Here is a 25,675-nt window from a genome sequence, read left to right on the forward strand (position 1 = left end):
CTCGCCACCGCACAGACAGCCTTCGATCGCTGGCGCAAGGTCTACAACGACATCCGCCCGCATGAGGGGATCGGTCTCGATACGCCGTCCAGCCGCTACACGATGAGCCAGCGCGCCATGCCCGAGACCATCGCGCCGCCCGATTACGAACCCCAGGCCCATGTCCGTAAGGTTCTTCACAACGCCTGGCTCAGCTTCAAAGGGCGCAAGATCAACTGCTCGAAAGCCTTTGTCGGTCGCCAGCTCGCCCTGCGCGCCACCAACGCCGATGGCGTGTTCGATCTCTGCTATCGCCGACATGTTTTGTCGCAGGTCGACCTGCGACAAAAAATCGTCAAATCCGTCCACCATGTCCCCGAACAGGTGTCTACCTTGTCTCCGGTCTAAACACTCCGCCGGGGAAGCGCGGAGAGGTGCGGCGATCCAGGTCAGATGTTCCCGGACGCTGTGGCATGAGACGGCGCGACCGTTACCCGTGGGTGATCCGGACGGTTCATCCCGCCTTCAAAGCCCGATGCGCCTTTCCAGCCAGCGTGCCGCCGCCTCGGGGCTGTCCTTGTCGGTGTCGCGGTCGACGCGGTAATTGGCCTCGCGCATCGCCTCGACCGGGATGCGGCCGACCAGCGATTGCAGCGCGCGGACCAGCTTTTCGTCCTGCGCGTGCCTGGGATCGACCATCAGGATCGCGTCGTAATGCGGGATGGCGTGGCGCGGGTCGGTGAGGACCGTCAGATGCTGCGCGGCGATGCGGCCGTCGGACGAGAAGGCCGAGATGACATCGGCCTGCCTGCTGTCGAGCGCGCGGTACATGAAGGTCGGGTTATAGGCGTGCGCGCTGGCGAAGCGGATCGGATAGGCGCGTTTGATTGCGGCCCATTCGGGGCGCTCGAGGAATTCGAGATCTGCGCCGAAATGCAGTTGCGGCGCGGCGCCGACGAGATCGTCGAGCGAGGCCACGCCGTGCGCGCGGGCGACGTCGCCGCGCATCGCAAAGGCATAGGCATTTTCGAAACCGAGCGCGCCGATCAGCCGAATATGGTGCTGGCGTTCGCCCCAGCGACCGATCTCGGTCAGCATCGTCGCCGCATCGGGGGTGTCGGTGCGGCGCATCTGGTTGGTCCAGATCGTGCCCGAATAATCGATCGAGATATCGACCGCGCTGCTGGTCAATGCGCCGAACTGCACCGCCGAGCCGAGTCCCTCGCGGTAGCGCACACGGTAACCCTCGCGCTCGAGCCGGTGGCCGATCAGCCGCGACAGGATGAATTGCTCGGAGAAGTCCTTGGCGCCGATCGTGATCTCGGGGCCACCGCGCGGCCATAGCGGGACCAGCGCGAGCGCCACGCCGACGAGCAGCGTGATGCTCGCCGCGATGACCGGCATGCGCCTGCGATGGCGGATGCCATATTCGACGGCGCCGAGCAGCGCGTCGACCGCCAGCGCCAGCCCCGCCGCGCTGACGCAACCGGCGAGCACCAGCGCCCAGTTCTGCGTCTGCAAACCGGCGAAGATGATGTCGCCAAGGCTCGGCTGGCCGACCGTGGTCGAGAGTGTCGCCGCGCCGATCGTCCATACCGCGGCGGTGCGGATGCCGGCCATCAGCACCGGCGCGACGAGCGGCGCCTCGACCAGCCGGAGCTTCTGCCACGGCGTCATGCCGACGCCGTCGGCCGCCTCCAGCACCGCCGGGTCGATCCCGGCGAGCCCGGCCACGCCGTTCCGCAGGATCGGCAGCAGTGCGTAGAGCGTGAGGGCGAGCAGCGCGGGCAGGAAGCCGAGCGCCGGGATGCCGCCGCCGACCAAAGCCGAGAGCGACAGCAGCAGCGGGTAGAACAGCGCGAGCAATGCGAGCGAGGGAATCGTCTGGACGAGGCTGGCGAAGCCCAGCGCGACGCGTGCCACCGTGGGTTGGCGCGCTGAAAGGACCGCCAGCGGCAGGCTGATCGCGATGCCGAGCAACAGCGCCGAGGCGGCGAGCAGCAGATGCGCGGCGAGCAGATCGGGCACGCGGGTCATGGCTTCGAGGAAGGCGGTCATGGTTGTGCCGACCGCGATACCTCATACCTCCCCGGTACGGGGAGGGGGACCGCGCGCAGCGCGGTGGAGGGGCTGGTCGGGTGAGATCGCGCCTTCGGATATCTCTTTCTCGATCGCCACCGCTGGGCGACCGCGCGGTAAATGTCTGGGGCTCGGTCACTCCCGACCAGCCCCTCCACCAGCTTCGCTGGTCCCCCTCCCCGTGCCGGGGAGGTATTTGTTGCGCCCGGGGCCCGCCCCCTCCACCACGCGCTGAAGAAGCGCGCGGTCCCCAGTGTCGGGTCGATCGCGCCCCCGGCGCGATCTTGGATTGCTGGGAGCAATCCAACCCGACACTCCGTGCCGGGGAGGTATGAAGTGTGCGCCCTCACGCCCCCGCCCCCAGCGCGTGGAGCTTCGCCGCCTGTGCGCGCGGCACGGCAACGAGCGCATCGGCTTCGGGGCCGCCCTTGCCGGCGAGCAGCTCCGCGGGCGTGGCATCGGCGACGATGCGGCCGTTGCTCATCACCAGCACGCGGTCGGCGAGGATCAGTGCCTCGGCCATGTCGTGCGTCACCATCAGCGTCGTCAGGCCGAACCGATCGTGCAGCGCGCGGATCGCGGTGCCGAGCTGGTCGCGGGTGACCGGATCGAGCGCGCCAAAGGGCTCGTCCATCAGCATCAGCCCCGGCGCGGTGGCGAGCGCCCGTGCGACGCCGACGCGCTGGCGTTGCCCGCCCGACAGCGCATCGGGCATGCGCGCGGCGACCTCGGCGGGCAGATCGACCAGCGCGAGCAGTTCGGTGACGCGCGCGCCGCGCTCCTTCACGCCGGCGAGGCGCAGGCCGATGGCGATGTTCTCCGCGACGGTCATGTGCGGGAACAGCCCGACATTCTGGAAGACATAACCGATGCGGCGGCGCAGTTCGGGTGGCGGCACCGCGCCGACATCCTCGCCGCCGATCGCGACGCTCCCCGCGCTGGGCGCGATCAGCCGGTTGACGGTCTTGAGCAGCGTCGACTTGCCCGAGCCCGAGCTGCCGACCAGCGCGACGAAGCTGCCCGGCGCGATCTCGAGCGAGACATTGTCGACCGCGACCGTGCCGCCGGGATAGCGCTTGCTGACGCCGGCAAAGACGATCGAGGGACCCTTGGCGCGCAAATCTGCCATCGCCTTTGCTTGTGCGGGACGATAGGCACAGGGTCAAACAGGAACAGGGGACAGGGCATGAGCGAGCCGAAAGCGATCTTCATCACCGGTGGCGGGTCGGGCATCGGCCAGGCAACAGCGCGCCTGTTCGCGGCGCGCGGCTGGCGCGTCGGACTGGCCGACGTCAACAAGGCGGGCCTCGCCGAGACCGCCGCGTCGCTGCCCGCCGGCATGGTCGAAACCTATTTCATGGACGTGCGCGACCGCGAGGCGTGGGTCGCGAGCCTCGACGCCTTCACCAGGGCGAGCGGCGGACGGCTCGACGTGCTGTTCAACAATGCCGGCATCGGCACGGGCGGGCCGCTCGCGACGATGAGCTTCGAGGATATCGACCGCACGGTGGCGATCAACCTCGTCGGCGTGCTCAACGGCGCGCGGATCGGCCATGCCTATCTCGCGCGGACGCGGGGATCGTGCCTGCTCAACACCGCCTCGGCATCGGGGATCTACGGCTCGGCGGGCCTGGTGCCCTATTCGGCGACCAAGTTCGGCGTGCGCGCGATCAGCGAGGGGCTCGACGGCGAATGGGCGTCCGACGGGATCAAGGTCCGCGACCTGATGCCGAGCTTCATTGCGACGCCGCTGCTCGATTCGAGCGCCGGGCAGAGCAACCGCTCGATCCGCGACACGGTGACCGACGCCGGCCTCGAACTGACGCCGGTCGAAGCCGTCGCCGAAGCGGCCTGGGCGGCGGTGCATGGCGACAAGGTCCACACCTATGTCGGCAAGACCGCGCATCGCATGGCCTTCGCCGCGCGCTGGATGCCCGGCAAGCTGCGCAAGATGATGCGCGGCGGGCTGGTGGGCGAGGGGTAATCCAATCCCTCTCCCATTTGGGAGAGGGAGGGAGCCGCGCAGCGGCGGAAGGGTGAGGGCAGGCGGGCGCCGTTTGCTTTCGCCCCTGCCCTCATCCGGCGCTTCGCGCCACCTTCTCCCACCGGGAGAAGGGTTTACGCACCGATCGCGTTCAGCTCGGCGACCACATCGTCCGACAGCACCAGTTCTGCCGCGGCGAGGTTTTCGCGCAGGTGCGTGGGCGAGGACGTGCCGGGGATCAGCAGGATATTCGGCGCGCGCTGCAGCAGCCAGGCGAGTGCCACCTGCATCGGCGTCGCGCCCAGTCGCCCGGCAACGTCGGACAGGGCCGCCGATTGCAGTGGGGCGAAGCCGCCGAGCGGGAAGAACGGGACATAGGCAATGCCCTTCGCCGCGAGATCGTCGATCAGCGCGTCATCGGCGCGGTGCACCAGATTATAGTGGTTCTGGACGCAGACCACATCGGCGATGCCGCGCGCTTCTTCGATCTGGCGCGCCGTCACGTTGCTGACGCCGAGATGGCGGATCAGCCCCGCTCGCTGAAGGTCGGCAAGCGCGGCGAATTGCGGCGCGATCGAGCCCTCGTCAGGCCGCTCCACCGCCCCGACGCGCAAATTGACCAGGTCGAGCGTCTCGACGCCGAGATTGCGGCGATTGTCGTGCACCGCGGCGACCAGTTCGTCCGGCGCCAGCGCGGGGAGCCATGACGCATCGGCATCGCGCCGCGCGCCGACCTTGGTCACGATCGTCAGCCCCTCGGGATAGGGGTGCAAGGCTTCGCGGATCAGCTGGTTGGTGACGTGCGGGCCGTAGAAGTCGCTGGTGTCGATATGGTTCACGCCCGCAGCGACGGCGTCGCGCAACACGGCGAGCGCGGAGGCGTGGTCGCGCGGCGGGCCGAACACACCCGGGCCGGCGAGCTGCATCGCGCCATAGCCCATGCGGTTCACGCGGCGGTCGCCGAGCATGAAGCTGCCGGCGGTCGATATATCGCTCATGATCGTCTCCTGTCGATGATCGGCCGGATATGGGCATGGTCGTGACGCGCGATAATAGCTATGAATATGCACGAACTGTACGGTATTTCGAACAATGAAGCTCGAACTTGATGACCTCTCCGCCTTTGTTGCGGTCGCGCAGGCGGGTGGCTTTCGCGATGCGGCACGCGTCGCGGGAAGCTCCGCCTCGAGCATGAGCGAAGCGATCCGGCGGCTGGAAGGGCGTCTCGGCGTCAGGCTGTTCAATCGCACGACGCGCAGCGTTGCGGCGACCGAGGCGGGGGCGAGGCTGCTCGAGCGCCTGGTGCCGCTGATGGGGGAGATCGCGGCGACGCTCGACATGGTCAACGCCTTTCGCGACCGGCCGAGCGGCACGCTCCGGCTCAATGTGCCGGCGAGCGTCGCGCGGCTGGTCCTGCCGGCGATCGTTACGCCCTTTCTTAAAGCCTATCCCGACATCCGCATGGAGGTGGTGGTCGAGGAAAGCTTCGTCGATATCCTCGCCGCCGGTTGCGATGCCGGCGTGCGCTATGACGAGCGGCTCGAACAGGACATGATCGCGGTGCCGATCGGGCCGCGCACGCAGCGCTTCGCCACCGCCGCGTCTCCGGCCTATCTTGCGGCGCACGGCACCCCGGCGCATCCGCGCGACCTGCTGACCCATGCCTGTCTCAGCGGTGGGTTCGCCAGCGGCGTGACGCCGGCCTGGGAATTTGCCCGCGGCGGCGAGGCGCTGCGCATCGATCCTGTCGGGCCGCTCGTCGTGCGGCTCGGTGGCGCGGTCGACCTGGCGGTCGACGCCGCGATCGGTGGCCTCGGGATCGTCCATCTGTTCGAGGGCTGGCTGCAACCGCATTTCGACAGCGGCGCGCTCGTCCCGGTGCTGGAAGACTGGTGGGAGGAATTTTCCGGCCCGTTTCTCTATTATCCCGGCCGCCGCCACCTGCCGGCACCGCTGCGTGCCTTTGTCGATTTCATCAAGGCCGAGGATCGGGCGGTTGCCCGCGCGCCCGATTCGCGTCAAAGGTAGGGCAGCGCCATGCCACTCCCCCCCTTCCCCTGGATCGACGTCGTCATCCTCCTCGCGATGATCCTGCTCAACGGGGTCTTTGCGATGTCCGAACTGGCGATCGTCTCGTCGCGCAAGCCGCGGCTCGAGGCGATGGCGCGGGCCAAGAAGCGCGGCGCGCGCACCGCGCTGGCGCTGGCCGCCGACCCCGGCAAGATCCTGTCGACGACGCAGATCGGCATCACGCTGATCGGCATCATTGCCGGCGCCTATTCGGGCGCGAGCCTCGGCGAGCCAATGGCCGCGCGGCTCGCGTGGCTCGGCCTGTCGCACGAGACGACCGAGACTTTGGGCTTCGTCATCGTCATCGGGCTCACCACCTACGCGTCGCTGGTGATCGGTGAGTTGGTACCCAAGCAGATCGCCCTGCGCGCGCCCGAGCCGCTGGCCGCGATCATGGCACCGTCGGTCGCCGGGTTGGCCTGGATCACCGCGCCGCTGGTGTGGCTGCTCGATTCGTCGAGTGGCCTGCTGTTCCGCCTGATGCGGCTGCAGCGCGAAACCGAGGAGCATGTCACCGCCGAGGAACTTCACCTGATCGTCGCCGAGGCGTCGAAATCGGGTGTGATCGAGGAGCATGAGCGCTCGATCATCTCGGGCGTGGTGCGGCTGGCCGACCGGCCGGTGCGCGAGGTGATGACGCCGCGTACCGAGATCGAATGGATCGACGTCGCGCTCGACGATGCCGGGGTGCGCGCGGCGCTGCGCGATTGCGGGCACAGCCGGCTGCTGGTCGCCGAAGGATCGGTCGATGCCGTAGTCGGCGTGGTGCAGGCGCGCGACATCGCCACCGCGCTGGTGCGCGGCGAGAGCCTCGACCTGCGCAAGCTGATGCGCCAGGCGCCGGTGGTGATCGACCAGATCGACGCGATGGACGCGCTCAATGCGCTGCGCCAGGCCGAGGTGCCGATCGCGTTGATCCATGACGAGTACGGCCATTTCGAGGGCATCGTCACGCCCGCCGACCTGCTCGCCGCGATCGCCGGCGAGTTCGTCTCCGACGCCGATCCCGACGACGAACCGTCGGTGGTCGAGCGCGACGACGGCTCGCTGCTCGTCGCCGGCACCATGGCCGCCGACCTGCTCGCCGAGCGCATCGGCATCGACCTGCCCGAGGACCGTGATTACGCGACCGTCGCAGGGCTGGCGCTGGCCGCGTTTCGCCATCTGCCGGGCGAGGGAGAGAGCTTCGTCGAACAGGGCTGGCGCTTCGAGGTGGTCGATCTCGACGGGCGTAAGATCGACAAGCTACTGGTCAGCGCGGCGCCGAGGCGCGGTTAGGTTTAAACAGAAGAGATTTGTTCGCGCGGAGGCGCGGAGGCGCGGAGATGTTGCGCTCGCGGCAGTCGGTCCGCGTCGGCGGAGATGCTGCTCTTGTGGCAACGCAATCACGCACCAGTATTTCGCGCGATACCTCGCCGCGTACACGACATCTCCGCGCCTCCGCGCCTCCGCGCGAACCAATTTTACCGCTTCCTGGCACGCTGCGCGGCTTTGTATCCGCTATTCCATCCCCACGCGCATCGCCGCGCCGGCGACGAACGGCGCGCCGGCGACCAGCAACAGACTGACCGCGGCGAGCAGCTTGAGCGCGCCTACGCCGCCGTCGATCGAGCCGGCGCCGAAAATCAGTAGCGGCACCGCCAGTGGCAGCATCACCAGCCCCGCCACCGCGCTCGCACCGCGCAGGCCGGCGACCAGCGCCGATGTCGCCACCGCCAGCGCCGCCAGACCGGGTGTGCCGAGCAGCAGCCCAAGTTCGACGCGCCACAGCGTCGCCGCCGGCAGATCGAGCAACCCCGCCGCGAGCACTGCGGCGAGCATCAGTGGCGGGCCGAAGGTGAGCCAGTGCGCGACGATCTTCGCCGCCGCGACGCCGCTCAACGCCACACCGCGCGTCGCCAACTGGTCGAGCACGCCGCTGTCGGCATCGGGGCCTATCAGCCGCTCGACCGGCATCAACGCTGCGAGCAAGGCGGCCGCCCAGATCACGCCGCCACCGATCCGCGCGAGCAGCACCGTGTCGGGGCCGACCGCGAAGGGGAACAGGATCGCGACGAGCAGGAAGAAGGCGATCGGATAGACCGCGCCGCCGCCCGCCCAGGCGCGGCCGAGGTCGCGCGCGACCAGCGTGGCGAGGCCGGTCATGCCGCCGTCCCCAGGGCGATGACCTGCGCATCGGGCAAGTCGAGCGCGAGGTGCGTCGCGACCAGCGCCACGCCGCCCCCGGCGCGGTGGCGCGCGATCAGCGCGGTCAGTGCGGCAACGCTGGTTGTGTCGAGGCCGTTGGCAGGCTCGTCGAGCAGCCATACCGGCGCCTCGCTCGCCACCACGCGGGCGAGCGCCGCGCGACGCCGCTGCCCGGTCGAGAGCAGCCGCACAGGGACCTCGGCAAGCGGTGCGAGCGCGGTCGCGGCGAGCGCCCCGGCGACGCGGCGTGGCGGATCGGCTTTGTCGTCGAGCTTCGCCCAGAACAGCAGCGCTTCGGCAAGCGGCCGGGCCGGATCGAGCGCCAGCGCCTCGGCCATCAGGGCGCGCGTTTCGGGCCCTTCGACCGTGCCATGCGCCGGCGCCAGCAGCCCGGCGGCGACGCGGATCAGGCTCGACTTGCCGACGCCATTGGGCCCGCTGACCAGCGCCGCCTCGCCGGCGGCGAGCGCGAAGGACAATCCCTCGAACAGCAGCCGACCGCCGCGGACGCAACGCACGTCATGGAACGCCAGCAACGCGCTCAATCTTTCACCGAATCTTCGAGCGCGTGCATGTCGTCGTCGGACAGGCCGAAATGATGCCCGACCTCGTGCACCAGCACATGCGTCACCAGCGCATCGAGCGCGACGCCGGTGTCGATCCATTCGTCGAGGATCGCGCGACGATAGAGATGGATGCGGTCGGGCAGTGTCCCCGAATCGAGCGAGGATTTCTCGCCGAGCGGCCGACCATGATAGAGCCCCGAAAGCTCGAACGGATCCTCGATGCCGAGCGCGGCGAGCGTTTCCTCGTCGGCGAACTCCTCGATCAGCAGCACGACATCGCCGAGATGCTGCGCGAAGGGCTCGGGCAGCGCGGCGAGCGCGGCGCGGGCATAGACCTCGATCGTCGCGGCGTCGGGCGCGGTCAGCGGGCCGGATTGATCGTTGCAGGGCATCGGCTATGCCTAGGGTTCAAATGGCGGCACGGCAACGGCCGTGACAGCGACAGGGACCCGGACATGGACATCGCACAACTGGACGACGAAGCCCGCGCCGAGGCGCTCGATGCGCTCGACGAATGGGATTTCGACGAGGCGCGCGACGCGATCACGCGCAGCTTCGCCTTTCCCGATTTCAGCGCCGCCTTCGCCTTCATGACGCGCGTCGCGCTGCTCGCCGAAAAGGCCGATCATCATCCCGAATGGTCGAATGTGTGGAACCGCGTCGATATCCTGCTCACCACGCACGATGCCGGCGGACTGTCGCAGCGCGACGTCGATCTTGCCGAGGCGATCGACGCTTTGGTCGATTGAGGCTCAGCGCCGCGCGGCGAAGAAATCCCTGAGCAGCGCGGCCGATTCGCCCTCGCCGATGCCGGCATAGATTTCCGGGCGGTGATGCACGGTGGGCTGCGAGAAGAGCAGCGGGCCGTGCTCGACCGCGCCGCCCTTGGGGTCGCTGGCGCCATAATAGAGACGGGCGATCCGGGCATGAGCGATTGCGCCGGCGCACATCGCGCATGGCTCAAGCGTCACCCACAGGTCGCAATCGTCGAGTCGCTCGACCCCGAGCGTGGCCGCGGCCGCGCGCAGCGCGAGCATCTCGGCATGGGCGGTTGGGTCGTGCGAGATGCGCGGCGCATTTGCCGCCGTGGCGATGACGACGCCATCGCGGACGACGACGGCACCGACCGGGACCTCGCCCTGGCCGGCGGCCTGCGCCGCGGCGTCGAGCGCGGCGCGCATCGGAGCGGGGATCGGAAACATCGCCGCCTCATGCCGCGCCGCGCCGGCTTCCGCCAGCGCGACATGGCATCAGCGCCGCGTGACTTATTGCGCGGTGTTGCCGGTTTCGGCCGGCTTGTTCATCGTGACGGTCGGAACGGTGATCGACTTGGTGGTGGTGGTCACCGTCGGGACTTCGATCGACTTGTTCTCGGTGCCGACCGAGATGGTCGCGACGTCGGCCTTGACCGCCGGCGCCTTGCCGCCCTCGAGGTGCAGGCTGGGCAGCGAACCGGGCGAGGTCGAGAGCGTCATCATGCCGGTGGCGAGCAGACCGGCGACAACGAGTGCGGCGAGGCCGATCAGAACGAGAAGTGCGCGCATGGGGTGTCTCCGGGATGGTTAAGTCGAATCGCTTGCGTAATTAACGCTAGATTCCCGCTTAAGGTTGCATGGTAAAGGTTGAATCGGTTGACGCACCGTCCCGAACTGGTTATCGGCGCGGCCTTTCCGGGACCGGCTTGGCTGGTCCGATATCAGGATTTAACGATCATGTCGCGCATCTGCGAACTGACCGGCAAGGGCCGGCTGGTGGGTAACAATGTTTCCCACGCCAACAACAAGACCAAGCGGACGTTTCTGCCGAACCTGCAGAATGTCACGCTGATCTCCGACGCGCTGGGCACCAGCGTCAAGCTGCGCGTCTCGACGCACGGTCTGCGCTCGGTCGAGCATGTCGGTGGCCTCGACAACTGGCTGGTCAAGACGACCGACGACAAGCTGTCGCTACGTGCGCGCCGCCTCAAGCGCGACGTCTCCAAGAAGCGTACCGCTACCGCCGCTTGATTCGGTTCGCCGGGGGCACAGCCTCCGGCGCCAGCCTGAATTTCAGCAGCAGGCTGCGTTGCAGGAAGAGCTGGTTGTCGTCGGACACCAGCCAGATGATCGTCGCGCCGTTTTCACGAGTCGCGACCACCCCTTCGAAATTGTCATGGATCAGCGGCGCCGCCAGCGTCGCGATCTCGCGCCCGCGCACCGTCGCGCCTGGCCGAATCGCCGCGCGATCGACCACCACCAGCTTGTTCGAAAGGACGAACGGCAGCGCGAATCGGCGCGTCAGGATCAACAGTCTCCCATCGGGCAGGACGGTCATGTCGCTCGGGTCGAACCCGGGCGGCGGTACGAATTCGAAGCGGAAGCCGGATCGGGGATGTTGCGTCGGGTCGCCGGCGAAGAAGATGCCGGGATGATGGCGATGGCCCTTCTCTCCGGCCCGCTCGGCAATCACCAGCATGCCCCCGCCCGGTAGCAGCGTCATCGATTCGGCGCCGGTATTGACCGCCCAGTCGTCCATCGCCGGCGGTGCGGCATGCGCCTCGGCGCGCGCGAAGCCCGGCGCGTAACGCCAGATTTCGTTGGCGCGCTCGAACCCGACCCAGATCTGCCCGGTGCGCGGATCGACCGCCATTGCTTCGCTGTCGCGGTCATATTTCACCCAGCCGGTGCCGGGGCCGTCGGGAAGCTCGGCAAAGCGAACCTGTTCGGCGATATTGTGACGGCCGAGCCGGAACGAGACGATGTTGCCGCCGTCGCTGAGCAGGGTGAAGCGCCCATGGTCGATGTGCAGCGACGAAAAGCCGCCAAAGGCCTCGCCGCGCCCGCGCAGCTCGATGCCGCCGAGCCACAACAGCTCGCCGACGCGGCGCAGCGCCGGATGCGCGGGATCGAGGCTTACTGGCACGGTGTCGATTCGTCGGTCGTCGCCGAGCAGGGGCAGCTGCGGCTCGCCCGCCCATTGCGGCACGAAGACCAGAACCAGCAGGATCGACCAGAAGATACGCATCGCGTTCGCCCTGCGGGACGCCGCGCCGCCGCGCAATGGGGGTGGTGATTTCTGAACGGCGGCTAACGACCCCATTCAGGACGCGCTCAACGCGACTCGGGCAGAAGCAGCATCGTCGATGGCAATGACGCCACCGAGTCGGATTTTCGCCGACCACTGGGAGACTGAAGATGTTCAAGAAACTTTCGCTCGCCGGGGCCGCGCTCGCGATGGGCGCCACCGCCCTGATCCCCGCTACGCCGGCCGCGGCGCAGAGCTATGGCCGCCATTATGACCGCGGTTACGAGGATCGTTACGGCGATCCCTATCAGGGCGGTTATCGCGGCGGCTATGACCAGCGCGGTTACGACCAGCGCGGTTATTACGATCAGCGCGGCTATAATGGCTATAACCGCAACCGTTATCGCGATCAGTGCCGCAAGGGCGACACGGGCACGATCATCGGCGCGATTGCCGGCGGCCTGCTCGGCAATTCGATTGCCGGTCGCGGCGACCGCACGCTCGGTGCGGTGCTCGGCGCCGGTGCCGGTGCGCTTGCCGGCCGCGCGATCGAGCGTTCGGATCGGCCGGATTATTGCCGGCGATAACGGGTGCAGGTGGCTAGCCGCGGGCTAGCCACCGGTGCGCGCAAGCGCAGCGCCCGGCACGGCCGGCGGGTCGGCTCGCCGACCGGTCCGACGGCGCCGTCAGGTTAGAGAGTTCCCTCGCGTAGCGTATCGAGGGCGAGGGTCGGTCTCCGTAAGGGGGCCGGCCCTTTGTCGTGACGCAGGCGGGTAGCGCCAGCTACCCGCCGATGCGCGAATGCGCAGCGCCACGACCGGCCGGCGGGTGCGCAGCAACCTGGCCGACGGCGGCTTTGCCGCCGGCGCGGGATGGGGTTCGAGAGGGTAGAACAAAAGAAAGAAGGAAGGGGGGCGACGGCGAAGCCGCCGCCGTCGGCCGGATCGGGCTGTGCCCGTCCGCCGGCCGTGCCGGGCGCTGCGCTTGCGCGCATCGGCGCGGTCGTAGCCGCGCCTGCGCCCGTCAGTACATATGCTGCCCACCATTGATGCTTAGCGTCGATCCGGTAACGAAACCCCCATCGTCCGAGCAGAGGAAAGCCACACCGCGCGCGATCTCGCTTGCTTGGCCGAGCCGGCCGACCGGAATCTTGGCGACGATCTTCTCCAGCACGTCGGCCGGCACCGCGGCGACCATATCGGTGTCGATATAACCCGGCGCGATCGCATTGACCGTCACCCCGGCGCGCGCGCCTTCCTGCGCCAGCGCCTTGGTGAAGCCATGGATACCCGATTTCGCGGCGGCATAATTGACCTGGCCATATTGCCCGGCCTGCCCGTTGATCGAGCCGATATTGACGATCCGGCCCCATTTGCGGTCGCGCATGCCGGGGAACACCGCCTTGGCCATGTTGAAGCAGCCGCCGAGATTGGTGTCGATCACCTCTTTCCACGCCTGATAGGTCAGCTTCATGATCGTGCCGTCGCGGGTGATGCCGGCATTGTTGACCAGCACATCGATCGGGCCGAGATCGGCGACGACCCGCGCCACGCCTTCCTGGCAGGCGTCATAGTCGGCGACGTCCCACTTATAGGCCTTGATGCCGGTGCGCTCGGTAAACTCCCGCGCGCGCTCGTCATTGCCGGCATAGCTGGCGGCGACCGTCATCCCCGCCTCCTGCAATGCCAGGCTGATCGCCTCGCCGATCCCGCGTGTACCGCCGGTTACGATCGCCACTCGTGCCATATTCGCCTCTCCTCGTTTCGCGCGAGGCTAGGCGGTGCGGGTCCAGCCTTCAAGCTCCCGGCCGATCAATTTCCGCAACATTGCAATGCCGATCGGACTGTCGTTGAGGCAGGGGATATAGGCGAAATCGGTACCGCCGGCTGCGACGAACTGTTCCTTGCCGCGAATCGCCAGCTCCTCCAGCGTTTCGAGGCAGTCGACCGAGAAGCCCGGCGCGATCACCGCGACGCGCTTCGTCCCCTGGCCGGGCAGCGCCATCAGCACGTCGTCGGTCGCCGGCTCGAGCCATTTGGCGCGACCGAAGCGCGACTGGAAGGTGACGATGACCTCGCGCCCCAGTGCCTCGGCGAGCAGGCGCGCGGTCTTGCGGCAATGACAATGATAGGGATCGCCCAGTTCGAGCGTGCGTAACGGCATGCCGTGAAAGCTGGTCATGATCGCTTCGGGTTCGAAATCGAGCCCGGCAAGGGCGAGCTCGACCGACTGCCTGAGCGCGTCGATATAGTGCGGGTCGTCATGATAGGGCGGCAGCGTGCGTAGCGCCGGTTGCCAGCGCATCGCGGCGAGCGTTTCGAACGCCTTGTCGTTGGCGGTGGCGGTCGTCGCGCCGCAATATTGCGGGTAGAGCGGGGCGAACAGGATGCGCTCGCACCCGGCGGCCTTCATCGCCGCGATCCGGTCGCCGATCGAAGGCCGGCCATAACGCATCGCCCAGTCGACCATCACCCCGTCGCCAAAGGCGCCGGCCAGCGCGGCCGATTGCAGCCGCGTGAAGGCGGCGAGCGGCGAGCCGTCGTCGCGCCACACCTGACTATAGGCGTGCGCCGACTTGCGCGGCCGGGTGTTGAGGATGAAGCCGCGCAAGATGATCTGCCACAACAGCGGCGGCAGCTCGACGACGCGGCGATCGGACAGAAACTCGCCGAGATAGCGTTTGACCGACGCGGTATCCGGCCCGTCGGGCGTGCCGAGATTGACGAGCAGGACGCCGATGCGCGGCGGCGCGACCGGGGGATGATCAGGAGGCAGGGTCATACTTCGCCCGGAACAAGGGGGAGGGTGCGCATGCGAAAGCCGGTCGAGGCCTGCAGCGCATTGGCGATGGCCGGCGCGATCGCCGGCACGCCGAGTTCGCTGGCGCCGCCGGGATCGGCCTCGCTGCGAATCATCTCGACGATGATGTCGGGGGTGTCGGACAGGCGCGGCAGGCCGAGCGCGTGGAAGCCGCGCGCATCGGCGATATTCTCGGTGAAGCCGGTGCTCGCGCCCGATGCCGCCGCCATGCCGAAGATCAGCCCGCCCTCGATCTGCTGCTTGACGATGTCGGGATTGACCTGTCGCCCGCAATCGACCGCCGCGACGATGCGGTCGACGCTGATCGCCTGGCCCTCGCCGATATGCGCCTCCGCCAGCACCGCGATGCGGCTGCCGCGAAAGCTGTGGCAGGCGATGCCTTGGCCGCTATTCTGCACCCCGCCCTCCCAGCCGCCGAGCGACGCGGCGGTCGACAGGCAGCGCGCCAGCCGCGCATCGCCGCCGAGCATGCCGATGCGGAACGACAACGGCTCGGTCCCGGCGACATGCGCCAGTTCGTCGAGAAAGCATTCGGTGAAGAAGGCGGTGTAGCTGTGCGCCCCGCCGCGCCAATGCCCCGTCGGCACGCCGATATCGACCGGATGATGGTCGATGGCATAGGCCGGCATGCGATAGAAGGGCGTCGCCCCGGCCACGGCATAGCCGTCGCCCAGGCCGTCGATCGCCAGCGCGGCGCCGGTTGCGCGGTCGTGCGCCATCAGCCGCGCCGCCAACTCGCGCCCGGTCGAAGGCGCGGCAATCTTGGCCAGCCAGCCGAGAATCTGGCCGTTGGGGCCGAGCCGCGCCGCCATCCGCGCCATCGCCGGCGGGCGAAAGCGATCGTGCATGATGTCCTCGGCGCGCGACCAGACGAGCGATACCGGCCGGCCCAGTTCGCGCGCGATCAGCGCGGCCTGTTCGGCGGCGCGATGTTCGAGATTGGCGCCGAACGAGCCGCCGATCAGCATCGGGTAGACGGTCACGTCACTCTCGGACAGGCCGATCGCCGCCGCCGCCGCCGCGCGCGCGAGCCCAGGCGCCTGCGTCGGCAGCCACAGTTCGAGCCGCCCATCCTCGAGTCGCGCGGCGGCGCTCATCGTCTCGATCGCGGCATGCGCCGCGACGCCGACGCGATATTCGGCCGTCACCAGCCGCGCGCCCTTGAACGCCGCCGCCAGGTCGCCGACCGCCGCCATGCGCTCGCCGGGCCCGTCGAGCGCGGCGCTCAAGGCCTGCGCGATCGATTCGGTGCCGATCAGCGCGCCGCGCAGCCGAAAGGTCGGCGCGAGCGCATCGAGCGCCTTGTTCGCCGCCCACCAATTGTTCGCTGCCGCGGCAACCCATTTGTCGGTCGTCACCACGCCAACCATGCCGCGGACCTTTGCTGCCGCCGCGCGATCGACCTGGGTCAGCTGCGTGTTGCCGATCGGTGCCTGGCGGATGCTGACGAACACCATGCCCGGCAAGCGCACGTCGCCGGCGAAGTTCGCTGCGCCGTTGACCTTTGACGGCGTGTCGAGCCGCGGCAGCGACTGGCCGTAGAGCCGCGCGGGGTCGGCGCCGCGCAGCGGCACGGGGCTGGGTGGGCTGTGGCGCGCGGCCTCGGCCGCCAGTTCGCCGAAGCGCAGCCGGTCCTTGCCATGGACGACGAAGCCGGCCGCGGTCCCGCATGCCTGCCAGTCGACGCCCCAACGCTTCGCCGCTGCCTTGCACAGCAGCACGCGCGCTGCGGCACCGGCCTGGCGTAGATCGTCCTCGAACGCGCGCACCGAACTCGACGCGGCGGTCAGCATCAGCCCGCTGCGCGTGACGTGCGCGTCGCGCAGTGGCGCCGGCAGGCGATCGAACACGCCCTCGAACAATTCTCCGGCGCCAAGCTTGTTGGCATAAAGCGGGTTGAGCGGCGCCGCCTCGACCGCGACGGTGCGCCAGTCCGCGCCGAGTTCGTCCGCGACGATCTGCGGCAGCGTGGTATAGACGCCCTGACCATGTTCGGCCTGCGGCACGGCGACGGTGACATGGCCATCCTCGCCGATTTTGAGCCAGGCACCGAACAGCGTCTCGCCCTTGGCGGCGGTGAGATTGGGGGTATAGCTGCGCGGCCACACCGCGAGCGCGACGATCAACCCGGCCCCCACGCCCCCGCCGATCAGCAGCGTGCGCCGGTCGATCTTGTCCAGGACATCGCGCACCGCCATCGTGGCTGCTCTATCGCGAGACACGCGAAACACCAATCCTCCCGATGGGCCAATTCCGCCGATGCCGACGAATCAGGCCAGCGCGCGATAGGTTGTGCGCAGCGTCACCTTGTCGATCTTCTCGGTGCCGAGCCGCGGCAAGGGCGCGTCGGCGATCCAGATCCGCTGCGGCACCTTGAACGCGGCGATGTTGGCGAACAGGAAGCCGCACAGATCCTCGGACGTTATCGTCTCGCCCTCGCGGAGCAGGACGACCGCCCCCGGCACCTCGCCGAAACGCTCGTCGGGCAGACCGAACACCGCGGCCTCGGCGATCGCGGGATGCTCGTAGATCGCGGCCTCGACTTCCTGGCAGGAGATATTCTCGCCGCCGCGGATGATGATGTCCTTCTTGCGATCGACGATGAACAGATAGCCGTCTTCGTCGAGATAACCGACATCGCCGGTGAGAAAGTAGCGATCGGCGGTGAACGCATCGCGCGTCGCCTGCGCGCGACCCCAATATTCGCGGAAATTGCATACCGAACGGATCGCGATCTCGCCGCGCGATCCTTGTGCCACCGGCCGGCCAAGGTCGTCGAGGATAGCGAGATCGACCAGCGGCGCCTGCGGCCGGCCGGTCGAGCTCGGCTTGGCGAGATAGTTGCTGCGCCAATTGCTGCAGCCGATGCCGTTGGTCTCGGTCAGGCCGTAACCGACCAGCGGCGCACCGCCGCCCATCTCGGCATCGATCCGCCGCACATGCTCGACCGGGCGCGGTGCGCCGCCGGCGGCGAAATCGGCGACGGTCGACATGTCGTATTTATGGCGATTGGGGTGGGTGAGGATCTCGAAGCTCATCAGCGGCACACCGACGAAATAGGTCACCTTCTCGGCCTCGATCAGCCGCATCGCCGTTTCTGCATCCCATTTCGGCATCAGCACCAGCTTGCGACCCATGGCGAAGCTCTGCAGGAACACCGGGACTTCGCCGGTGACGTGGAACAGCGGCACGTTGAGCAAGGTCGCCGGCTGCATGTCGGTCGCCTCGCCATCGACGGTGGCGATGCCGAGCGCGACCAGCGCCTGGGCAAGGTAGTTGTACACCGCCTGCACCACCGCGCGGTGATCGCTGATCGCGCCCTTGGACTGGCCGGTAGAGCCCGAGGTGAACAGGATGGTCGCATCGTCATCCCCGGTCAGCACCGGCAACGCGGTCGTGGCGCTTTCGTGCGCCGTAAGCTCGGCAAGCGCGATGGCGAGCGGGGGCGTGTCGTCGATCGCGATCACCGTCGCGCCGAGATCGTGAATCTCGCCAAGGCGCTTGGCACGCGGCGGGTCGGCGAAGACCAACGCGCAATCGACATCGGCAATCGCTGCGGCAAGCTCGCCCGACTGCCACCAGCCGTTGAGCAGGGTGGCAATGCCGCCCGCCATGATGATGCCCATGTAGAGCGCGATCCATGACGGCGAGTTGCGCATCGCGATACCGATGCGATCGCCCTTTTGCACGCCGTGCGCCGCGACCAGCGCGCGCGCGACCCGCTCGGCCTCGGCATAAACGTTCGCGAAACTCAGCCGCTCCTCGCCCGAAACGAGGAAGGTCTTGTCGTGATGCTCGGCCGCGTAATGCGCGAAATAGCCCGGCAACGACGCCGGCACGGTGGCGATCATCGGCATCATTGTGCCGCCGATATCGACCGACCCAAGTGCGAGCGGCCCGCCTGCGCCGGTGAGCGCGGCCATGCTCTCGTCCATCCGCCGGTCCAGTTCGGTGCGCATATGCTCTCCCTCTTGGTCTTGTCGCCTGGCGCCTTTATGGAGGCGCGAACTCTCGGGGAAAAGCCTTGATCCTTACCGCGCTCGCCGCAGCCCAGTCGCACATCCATTTCGCCGACCTGCCGCTCAACCCGGTGGCGATCCCGATCAGGCTGTTCGGGCATGAATTCGACATCAAATGGTATTCGATCGCCTATATCAGCGGCATCGTCGTCGGCTGGTGGTATCTGATCAAGCTGCTCAGCCAGCCGGGCGCACCGATGGCACGCCGCCACGCCGACGACCTGGTGTTCTACGCCACGCTCGGCATCATCCTTGGCGGGCGGATCGGCTATGTGTTGTTCTACGCCCCGAGCATGCTGCTCAATCCACTCAGCGTTCTACGGCTGTGGGACGGCGGCATGTCGTTCCATGGCGGCATGATCGGCACGTCGATCGGCATCATCCTGTTCGCGCGCCAGCAGAAGCTCGACTGGCTGCGGATCCACGATTATCTCGCCTGCTGCGTGCCGTTCGGGCTGTTCTTCGGCCGGCTGGCCAATTTCGTGAACGGCGAATTGTGGGGCAAGAAGAGCAATCTGCCCTGGGCGATCGTTTTTCCGCGCACCGGCGAGGACGTCGCACGCCACCCCAGCCAGCTGTACGAGGCCGGTCTCGAAGGCATCGTGCTGTTCGCGCTGCTGTGGTTCTTCTTCTGGCGCACCAAGGCGCGTTACGACCCGGGCAAGCTCGTCGGCCTGTTCCTGCTCGGTTACGGCCTGTCGCGCTTCACCGTCGAATTCTTCCGCGAGCCCGATTCGCAGTTCGTCGGCGGCTTCTTCGACAATGTCATTCATATGGGCCAGGTCCTGACGCTGCCGATGATCGCCGTCGGGCTCTATCTCGTGCTGACCGCCGCCAAGCGCCGCCACCGCGTCGTTCCGATCGCCGGGGACGAGAGCGTCGCCTGAGGTGAGCGAGGGAACCCTGGCCGACCGACTGGCCCGCGCGATCACGCTCGCCGGGCCGATCCCGATCGCGCAGTTCATGGCCGCCGCCAATGCGCATTATTATGCGACGCGCGATCCGCTGGGGGCGGGCGGCGATTTCGTCACCGCGCCGGAGATCAGCCAGATGTTCGGCGAGCTGATCGGGCTGTGGTGCGCCGATCTGTGGGACCGCGCCGGGCGGCCCGACATCGCCTGGGTCGAACTCGGCCCGGGGCGCGGCACGCTGGCGGCTGATGCGCTCCGCGCGATGGCCAAGGCGGGCCTGACCCCGCCAGTGCATTTCGTCGAGACCAGCCCGGTGCTGCGTGCCGCGCAGGCCGAGCGCGTGCCGGCGGCGCGCTGGCATGACGACGTCACGACGCTGCCCGACGACCGCGCGCTGATCGTGATCGCCAACGAATTCTTCGACGCGCTGCCGATCCGGCAATTGCTGCGTTGGGGCGAGGGCTGGCACGAGCGGCTGGTCGCGTGCCAGGACGTGCTGTTCCTGCCGATCCCCGGCAAGCCGGTGCCCGACAATGTCATCCCGCCGAGCCTGCGCAACGCACCGCCGGGCGCGATCATCGAGACCAGCCCCGCCGGCGTCGCGACCTGTCGTGCGCTGGCGCGGCGCATCGTCGCGCAGGGCGGCGCGCTGCTGGCGATCGATTATGGCTATGAAGGACCGGCGCTCGGCGAAACGCTGCAGGCGGTGCGCGGCCATGGCTATGCCAACCCCTTCGACGCGCCGGGCGAGCAGGACCTGACCGCGCATGTCGATTTCGCGACGCTCGCCGCCGCTGCCGGACTCGAGGGCGCGGTGCCTTATGGCACGGTCAGCCAGCGCGACCTGCTCGGCGCGCTGGGGATCGACGCACGCGCCAGCGCACTCGCCGCCGACGCGTCGGATCGTGCCGCGGCGATCCTTGCCGATCGCAACCGGCTGGTCGGCGAGGACGCGATGGGGCATCTGTTCCGCGCGCTGGCGCTGACCGCGCCCGACTGGCCCATTCCCGCGGGGTTTGCATGACTATCTATTATCGCGATGCCCGCACGATCGACGGGCCGGCGCTCGCCGCGATGGCGCGGCGCTCGTTCACCGAGACGTTCGGCACGCTCTATCGCCAGTCCGATCTCGCCGCGTTCCTCGACGAGGCGTTCGGGGCGAACGGCCTGCCGTCGCAGCTGTCCGACCCCGATTTCGCGGTGCGGCTTGCCTTGGCCGACGACGAGATCATCGGCTTCGTCAAGATGGGTCCGGTGACCTTCCCCGGCGAATGGCGGCCCGACGCGATCGAACTCTATCAATTCTACGTCCTCGCCCCGTGGCAGGGCGAAGGCGTCGCGCCGGTGCTGATGGACTGGTCGCTCGAGCATGCCCGCAGCCATGGCGCGAAGGAGATCATCCTCAGCGTCTATGTCGACAATCACCGCGCGCACCGCTTCTACGAGCGCTACGGCTTCCGCGAGATCGGGCGCTACGCCTTCCGTGTCGGCGAGACGATCGACGACGATCGCATCATGCGGCTGGTCCTGTGAGCGCCGATGCTGTCAGCGCGGTCGAGGTAATCCGCGCACCGATGCTGGCCGGGACGGCGCACGGCTTTCTCGGTCGGCGCGGCGGCGTGTCGACCGGCGTGGTTGCCGGGCTCAATGTCGGGCTCGGCTCGGACGATGAGCCTCAGGCGATCGCCGAGAATCGCCGTCGCGCGGTTGCGGCGGTGGTGCCCGGCGGGCGGCTGGTCAGCGTGTTCCAGGTGCATAGCGCCGATGCGGTGACCGTTGCCGACCCATGGGACGATGCGGCGCGGCCACATGCCGACGCGCTGGTGACCGATCGCCCCGGCCTTGCGCTGGGCATCGTCACCGCAGACTGCGCGCCGGTGCTGCTCGCCGATGTCGCGGCCGGCGTGGTCGGCGCGGCGCATGCCGGCTGGAAGGGCGCGATCGGCGGCGTCACCGACGCGACGCTGGCCGCGATGGAGCGGCTCGGCGCGCGCCGCGAGCGCATCGCCGCCGCGATCGGCCCGTGCATCGCCCGCGCCAGTTACGAGGTCGATGACGGCTTCGCGCGCCGCTTCGAGTCTGCCGATCCCGCCAATGAACGCTTCTTCGCGCCTGGCAAACCCGGCCATCACCAGTTCGATCTCGAAGCCTATGTCGCGCACCGCCTCGCCATCGCCGGGGTGACGCGCATCGCCGCGCTCGGCCTCGATACCTATGCCGATGAAAGCCGCTTCTTCAGCTTCCGTCGCGCGACGCGCCGCGGGGAGCCGACCTATGGGCGGCAGATCGCGATCATTGGGCTCTAAGGAAGGCTGGCAAGTTGCGCGCGCAGCACGGTCGCCAGCGCGGCGAGCGCGGTCGTCCGGTTGGCGATCGCATCCGGGCCCGAGATGAATGCCTTGTCCACCCCGGGATTGGAGATGAACTCGCCCTCGATATAGGCGCCGAGGCACTTGCGCGTCGGTTGCGGGTTGCCGAGCGCCGCGTCGCGCAGGATGCCAAGCCCGCCCGGCCCGGAGTCCGATTCGGGCTTGAGGCCACGATCGCGCGTACCTGGCAGCACCGCGCGCAGTCCGGCGATCCAGCCGGCATGGACCGCCGCGGCAAAGGCCATGTCCGCCTGGACGTTGGTATTGCCGTGCGCGGCGTCGGCATAATAGGTTTCGGCGCCGCGGATCGTCGGGTCGGTCATGCCGTTGAAATGCAGGCAGACGAGTGCCTTGGCCTTGTATCGCCCGGCAAAGGCCGCGCGATCGACGATACCGACATTGACGTCGGAGGTCCGCGTCAGGACGACCTGGATCTTCTGGTTCGCGGCAGCCGCCTGGGCGAGCAGCAGGTCGCGCAGGATCATGCAGAAATCGAGCGTGAGCTTCTTTTCCTTCACGCCGCTCACGCTGACCGCATTGTTCGGGCTGCTGCCGCCGACCTTCTGGTCGCCGCCATGGCCGGGATCGAGGATGATCGTGCCGATATCGGTGAGGCCGACACTGGCTTCGGTCATCGCGGTGGCGGAGGCGTCGAGCAGCGCCTGCGCTTCGGGAACGAGCGCGAGGATAGTGTCGGCATAGCCGGGCGTCGGCGTGTAAATCGGGCCGATAAAACGGATATAGTCCTCGGCGGTATCGACATGCGTTTCCCAGCCCGAATAGAGCGGGCGACCGATAAACGCCCAATAGCCCGAGACGAAGCTCTCGAGCGTCGCGAACTTGCAATAGGCGTCGAGCCCATCATGCGCCTGATACATGACCTTGGTGGCGAACAGCGCCATTTCGGGGCGCCATTTCAAGCCGGCGAAGTTATAATGCCGCGTCGCGAGATCCGACGTAGCGCGCCCGCTCTCGATCAGCCATTGGGCGAGCGTGACGGCCTTTAGATGCGGGTAACGAATCGCCGTCCCGGCATAGATGGCGGACAGTCGGTTGAGCAATGCGTTGGTCGGCACGTCTATCCCCCCGGATTGATGCGCGCCAAGCCTCGCCGTCGCGGCGCGGTGATGCAAGCACGATCATGTCCGAATCGGTCCGATCTCGTAGAAAGAGCCCCGCGCCGGCGATGGTATCATTTGCAACAATCGCGCGTTAGGGAGGCGCATCCTCCCTTTTCCAGAGTATTTCCGATGGCGAACAAGAACGAGACAGAAGCCGACCTGACCAGCGTCCCTGCGCGGGGCAAGCCCACGGCCAGCGTCGAATCGATCGGCGGGCGCAAGCTCAAGCCCTCCACCATGATGATGGGCCATGGCTATGACCCGACGCTGTCGGAGGGCGCGCTCAAGCCGCCGATCTTCCTCACTTCGACCTTCGTCTTCCCCAACGCCGCCGCCGGCAAGCGCCATTTCGAGGGCGTGACGGGCAAGCGCCCGGGCGGGTCAGAGGGCCTGGTCTATGGCCGCTTCAACGGGCCGAACCAGGAGATTCTCGAAGACCGGCTCGGCATCTGGGAAGACGCCGAGGACGCGCTTGCCTTTTCCTCGGGCATGTCGGCGATCGCCACCTTGTTCCTGTCGATGGTCAAACCCGGCGACACGATCGTTCATTCTGGCCCGCTCTATGCCGCGACCGAGACCCTGATCGCGCGCATCCTCGGCCGCTTCGGCGTGCACTGGCTCGACTTCCCGGCCGGCGCGACGCGCGAGGAGATCGACGCGGTGCTGTCCAAGGCGGCAAGCGGCAATGTCGCGCTGATCTATCTCGAAAGCCCGGCCAACCCGACCAACGCGCTGGTCGATATCGAGGCCGTGCGGGCGAGCCGCGACGCGATCTTCAAGAACGCGGCGACCAAACCACCGATCGCGATCGACAACACTTTCCTTGGCCCGCTCTGGCTCCAGCCGCTCAAGCATGGCGCGGAGATCGTGGTCTATTCGCTGACCAAATATGCCGGCGGGCACAGCGACCTCGTGGCGGGCGGCGTGCTCGGCTCGAAGGAGCATATCAACACCATTCGCCTGATGCGCAACACGATCGGCACGATCTGCGACCCCAATACGGCGTGGATGCTGATGCGCAGCCTCGAGACGCTGGAGTTGCGGATGAGCCGCGCCGGCGAGAATGCCGCCAAGGTCTGCGCCTATCTGCGCACGCATCCCAAGGTCGAGCGCGTCGGTTATCTCAGTTTCCTCGAGGAAACGCCCGGCATGGAACGCCAGGCCGACATCTATCGCCGGCATTGCACCGGCGCCGGCTCGACCTTCTCGCTGATCGTCAAGGGTGGCGAGAAGGAGGCCTTCGCCTTTCTCGATGCGCTCAAGATCGCCAAGCTCGCGGTCAGCCTCGGCGGCACCGAGACGCTGGCCAGCCACCCGGCGGCGATGACGCATCTGTCGGTGCCCGAGGCACGCAAGCAGGCGCTGGGCATCACCGATAATCTGGTGCGCATCTCGATCGGCGTCGAGGATGCCGACGACTTGATCGCCGACTTCACCCAGGCGCTCGATTCGATATGATCGAGACCTACCTCGCTCGCCGAACGTGTGCCGGCAAGCTGCGGGTGAAGAACGCGACGACCGCCGCATTGAAGGTGGCATGAAAGGCCGCGCGGTCGAAGCCGGGGGCGCTGCGGCAGATCGCCGGCACCTGCGCCGCCAGCGCGGTGCTGCACGGTGCGAGGAAGTCGAAATGATCGGCGCCCGGCACGACATGATAGTCTGGCTTCGCGGGCAGGTTCTTTGCCACGGCTTCGGCATAATAAGGCTGCGGCAGGACATGGTCGTCGGCTGCGCGCCATAGCTGGATCGGCAAGGTCAGCGTGGCGAGCCCGGCGTGGTCGAAGGTAAAGCCGAGCGCGGGGGCCGCGACGACCAAGGCGCGTATCCTGTGATCCGCGCGCCATGCCGGCGTCGCCGATAATGACGCGACCGCATCGCGGTGCGACGCAATCAGGGTGCAGTCGAAGAAGTTTGGATGGTCGGCGCAATGTTGGCCCAGGCGACCGAGGTCGGGCACGCCGCCGGCAGCCGTCAACACCGTCAATCCGCCCGCCGAGAAGCCGAACGCGCCGACGCGCCGCGGTGACAGCGCGGCATGGCCCGACCAGCGATCGATCATATAGTCGATCAGCGCGCTGATCGCGCGGGTTCGCGCGGCGATATCGAGCGCGCTGCGCTGATCGCGCCAATTGTCGCCGGGATGGGTGAGCGACGCGACCACGAAGCCGGCCTGCGCCAGCGCCAGCGCGGTATCGTAATGCCCGGCATAGCTGCCGCCATTGCCGTGCGAGATGACGACCAGCGCGCGATCATTCCCCGCAACGGGCGCGTCGATCGCGACCGTCTGCGCATAGAGATCGAGCGCGTGCGACGCGGCCGGCGCATCCGTCGGGTACCAGATGCCGATTTCGGTGCCATCGACCTGAAGATGCTGAAAGCCGATATTGCGCGGCGCATCGGAAGGCGCGGCGACGGCGCCGACCGGCACGACGAGCGCGGCCAGCAGACAGGCGAGGTGACGAAGCGAAGCGATCATGGCGTACTTTCCGGTTGGCGTGGCAGGCCCATCGCCTGACAGGCGGCCTGACGCGGCGCGAGGGCCGTTTCGTCAATGGGCGAACGGGTTC

Annotated in this window: 26 protein-coding genes and 1 pseudogene; 12 read left to right on the forward strand and 15 right to left on the reverse strand. The window is 68.0% G+C overall.

The window, feature by feature from the left end; genetic code table 11:
* Positions 1-387, forward strand: a pseudogene (locus U1839_RS09235) (hypothetical protein); the annotation flags it as partial.
* Between the two features lie 117 nt (positions 388-504).
* Here the strand turns inward: U1839_RS09235 and U1839_RS09240 are convergent.
* Together U1839_RS09240 and U1839_RS09245 are read right to left on the reverse strand one after the other, a co-directional pair.
* Positions 505-2,037: an ABC transporter permease/substrate-binding protein gene (locus U1839_RS09240; RefSeq protein ID WP_332803362.1), complete on the reverse strand. Its 1,533-nt coding sequence runs from the start codon at positions 2,035-2,037 to the stop codon at positions 505-507.
* Between the two features lie 367 nt (positions 2,038-2,404).
* Complete coding sequence (locus tag U1839_RS09245; protein ID WP_332803363.1) at positions 2,405-3,187, reverse strand: ATP-binding cassette domain-containing protein; 783 nt, start codon at positions 3,185-3,187, stop codon at positions 2,405-2,407.
* Positions 3,188-3,244: 57 nt separating this feature from the next.
* Between U1839_RS09245 and U1839_RS09250 the strand changes: the two genes are divergently transcribed.
* Positions 3,245-4,042 (forward strand): SDR family oxidoreductase, encoded by a 798-nt coding sequence (locus U1839_RS09250; RefSeq protein ID WP_332803364.1) that lies wholly within the window; start codon positions 3,245-3,247, stop codon positions 4,040-4,042.
* A 134-nt stretch (positions 4,043-4,176) separates the two neighbouring features.
* On the opposite strand, the gene U1839_RS09255 is transcribed toward U1839_RS09250, so the two are convergent.
* The gene (locus U1839_RS09255; RefSeq protein ID WP_332803365.1) at positions 4,177-5,040 is read right to left on the reverse strand and encodes an aldo/keto reductase family oxidoreductase; all 864 of its coding nucleotides are present in this window, start codon (positions 5,038-5,040) and stop codon (positions 4,177-4,179) included.
* Positions 5,041-5,134: 94 nt separating this feature from the next.
* On the opposite strand from U1839_RS09255, the gene U1839_RS09260 reads away from it, so the two are divergent.
* Both U1839_RS09260 and U1839_RS09265 read left to right on the forward strand, forming a co-directional pair.
* A complete protein-coding gene (locus tag U1839_RS09260) occupies positions 5,135-6,070 on the forward strand; it encodes a LysR family transcriptional regulator (protein WP_332803366.1) in 936 nt (311 codons plus the stop codon).
* A gap of 9 nt (positions 6,071-6,079) precedes the next feature.
* Positions 6,080-7,390, forward strand: coding sequence for a hemolysin family protein (locus U1839_RS09265; protein WP_332803367.1), 1,311 nt, complete (start codon positions 6,080-6,082; stop codon positions 7,388-7,390).
* Between the two features lie 222 nt (positions 7,391-7,612).
* Here the strand turns inward: U1839_RS09265 and U1839_RS09270 are convergent, their stop codons facing one another.
* From U1839_RS09270 to U1839_RS09280, 3 genes are read right to left on the reverse strand one after another with little or no spacing between them, the layout of a single operon-like run.
* Positions 7,613-8,257: a heme exporter protein CcmB gene (locus tag U1839_RS09270; RefSeq protein ID WP_332803368.1), complete on the reverse strand. Its 645-nt coding sequence runs from the start codon at positions 8,255-8,257 to the stop codon at positions 7,613-7,615.
* A complete protein-coding gene (gene ccmA / locus U1839_RS09275) occupies positions 8,254-8,844 on the reverse strand; it encodes a heme ABC exporter ATP-binding protein CcmA (RefSeq protein ID WP_332803369.1) in 591 nt (196 codons plus the stop codon). Before ccmA ends, U1839_RS09270 begins: the two co-directional genes overlap by 4 nt.
* Complete coding sequence (locus tag U1839_RS09280) at positions 8,841-9,257, reverse strand: metallopeptidase family protein (protein ID WP_332803370.1); 417 nt, start codon at positions 9,255-9,257, stop codon at positions 8,841-8,843. The genes ccmA and U1839_RS09280 overlap by 4 nt, the downstream gene beginning before the upstream one ends.
* Positions 9,258-9,320: 63 nt before the next feature.
* Here U1839_RS09280 and U1839_RS09285 point away from each other — a divergent pair, with 63 nt between their 5' ends.
* Positions 9,321-9,614, forward strand: coding sequence for a 4a-hydroxytetrahydrobiopterin dehydratase (locus U1839_RS09285; RefSeq protein WP_332803371.1), 294 nt, complete (start codon positions 9,321-9,323; stop codon positions 9,612-9,614).
* A gap of 3 nt (positions 9,615-9,617) precedes the next feature.
* Here U1839_RS09285 and U1839_RS09290 read toward each other — a convergent pair whose 3' ends face one another.
* Together U1839_RS09290 and U1839_RS09295 are read right to left on the reverse strand one after the other, a co-directional pair.
* Positions 9,618-10,046 carry a nucleoside deaminase gene (locus tag U1839_RS09290; RefSeq protein WP_332803546.1) on the reverse strand — a complete coding sequence of 143 codons (429 nt, stop codon included), beginning with the start codon at positions 10,044-10,046 and terminating at the stop codon, positions 9,618-9,620.
* An 84-nt stretch (positions 10,047-10,130) separates the two neighbouring features.
* Positions 10,131-10,409 (reverse strand): hypothetical protein, encoded by a 279-nt coding sequence (locus tag U1839_RS09295; RefSeq protein WP_332803372.1) that lies wholly within the window; start codon positions 10,407-10,409, stop codon positions 10,131-10,133.
* Positions 10,410-10,577: 168 nt separating this feature from the next.
* Here U1839_RS09295 and rpmB point away from each other — a divergent pair, with 168 nt between their 5' ends.
* Positions 10,578-10,871, forward strand: a complete 294-nt coding sequence (gene rpmB, locus U1839_RS09300) for a 50S ribosomal protein L28 (RefSeq protein WP_281128654.1) — start codon at positions 10,578-10,580, stop codon at positions 10,869-10,871.
* On the opposite strand, the gene U1839_RS09305 is transcribed toward rpmB, so the two are convergent.
* Positions 10,858-11,868: an esterase-like activity of phytase family protein gene (locus tag U1839_RS09305; RefSeq protein WP_332803373.1), complete on the reverse strand. Its 1,011-nt coding sequence runs from the start codon at positions 11,866-11,868 to the stop codon at positions 10,858-10,860. The two genes, rpmB and U1839_RS09305, sit on opposite strands and share 14 nt — an antisense overlap.
* A 170-nt stretch (positions 11,869-12,038) precedes the next feature.
* On the opposite strand from U1839_RS09305, the gene U1839_RS09310 reads away from it, so the two are divergent.
* Positions 12,039-12,455 (forward strand): glycine zipper 2TM domain-containing protein, encoded by a 417-nt coding sequence (locus U1839_RS09310; RefSeq protein WP_281128652.1) that lies wholly within the window; start codon positions 12,039-12,041, stop codon positions 12,453-12,455.
* A gap of 436 nt (positions 12,456-12,891) precedes the next feature.
* On the opposite strand, the gene phbB is transcribed toward U1839_RS09310, so the two are convergent.
* From phbB to U1839_RS09330, 4 genes are all read right to left on the reverse strand, one after another.
* A complete protein-coding gene (phbB, locus tag U1839_RS09315; protein WP_332803374.1) occupies positions 12,892-13,614 on the reverse strand; it encodes an acetoacetyl-CoA reductase in 723 nt (240 codons plus the stop codon).
* A 27-nt stretch (positions 13,615-13,641) separates the two neighbouring features.
* Complete coding sequence (hemH, locus tag U1839_RS09320; RefSeq protein WP_332803375.1) at positions 13,642-14,649, reverse strand: ferrochelatase; 1,008 nt, start codon at positions 14,647-14,649, stop codon at positions 13,642-13,644.
* Entirely contained in the window at positions 14,646-16,886 is a 2,241-nt protein-coding gene (locus U1839_RS09325) for a xanthine dehydrogenase family protein molybdopterin-binding subunit (protein ID WP_443030593.1), read from the reverse strand. Before U1839_RS09325 ends, hemH begins: the two co-directional genes overlap by 4 nt.
* A 72-nt stretch (positions 16,887-16,958) precedes the next feature.
* Complete coding sequence (locus tag U1839_RS09330) at positions 16,959-18,647, reverse strand: class I adenylate-forming enzyme family protein (RefSeq protein WP_332803377.1); 1,689 nt, start codon at positions 18,645-18,647, stop codon at positions 16,959-16,961.
* Positions 18,648-18,712: 65 nt separating this feature from the next.
* Here U1839_RS09330 and lgt point away from each other — a divergent pair, with 65 nt between their 5' ends.
* From lgt to pgeF, 4 genes are all read left to right on the forward strand, one after another.
* Entirely contained in the window at positions 18,713-19,594 is an 882-nt protein-coding gene (gene lgt / locus U1839_RS09335; RefSeq protein WP_332803378.1) for a prolipoprotein diacylglyceryl transferase, read from the forward strand.
* A gap of 76 nt (positions 19,595-19,670) precedes the next feature.
* Positions 19,671-20,642, forward strand: coding sequence for a class I SAM-dependent methyltransferase (locus U1839_RS09340; protein ID WP_332803547.1), 972 nt, complete (start codon positions 19,671-19,673; stop codon positions 20,640-20,642).
* Complete coding sequence (locus tag U1839_RS09345) at positions 20,639-21,151, forward strand: GNAT family N-acetyltransferase (protein ID WP_332803379.1); 513 nt, start codon at positions 20,639-20,641, stop codon at positions 21,149-21,151. The genes U1839_RS09340 and U1839_RS09345 overlap by 4 nt, the downstream gene beginning before the upstream one ends.
* Before the next feature lie 41 nt (positions 21,152-21,192).
* Positions 21,193-21,924, forward strand: coding sequence for a peptidoglycan editing factor PgeF (gene pgeF / locus U1839_RS09350; RefSeq protein WP_332803548.1), 732 nt, complete (start codon positions 21,193-21,195; stop codon positions 21,922-21,924).
* On the opposite strand, the gene U1839_RS09355 is transcribed toward pgeF, so the two are convergent.
* Complete coding sequence (locus U1839_RS09355) at positions 21,921-23,063, reverse strand: N-acetylmuramoyl-L-alanine amidase (protein ID WP_332803380.1); 1,143 nt, start codon at positions 23,061-23,063, stop codon at positions 21,921-21,923. The genes pgeF and U1839_RS09355 overlap by 4 nt on opposite strands.
* Positions 23,064-23,237: 174 nt before the next feature.
* On the opposite strand from U1839_RS09355, the gene U1839_RS09360 reads away from it, so the two are divergent.
* A complete protein-coding gene (locus tag U1839_RS09360; RefSeq protein ID WP_332803381.1) occupies positions 23,238-24,566 on the forward strand; it encodes a cystathionine gamma-synthase family protein in 1,329 nt (442 codons plus the stop codon).
* 7 nt (positions 24,567-24,573) lie between these two features.
* Here U1839_RS09360 and U1839_RS09365 read toward each other — a convergent pair whose 3' ends face one another.
* On the reverse strand, positions 24,574-25,584 hold the full coding sequence (locus U1839_RS09365; protein ID WP_332803382.1) for an alpha/beta hydrolase family protein: 1,011 nt from the start codon (positions 25,582-25,584) through the stop codon (positions 24,574-24,576).
* Positions 25,585-25,675 lie beyond the last annotated feature (91 nt).

Source organism: Parasphingomonas halimpatiens, assembly GCF_036663795.1.
GTDB lineage: Bacteria > Pseudomonadota > Alphaproteobacteria > Sphingomonadales > Sphingomonadaceae > Sphingomonas.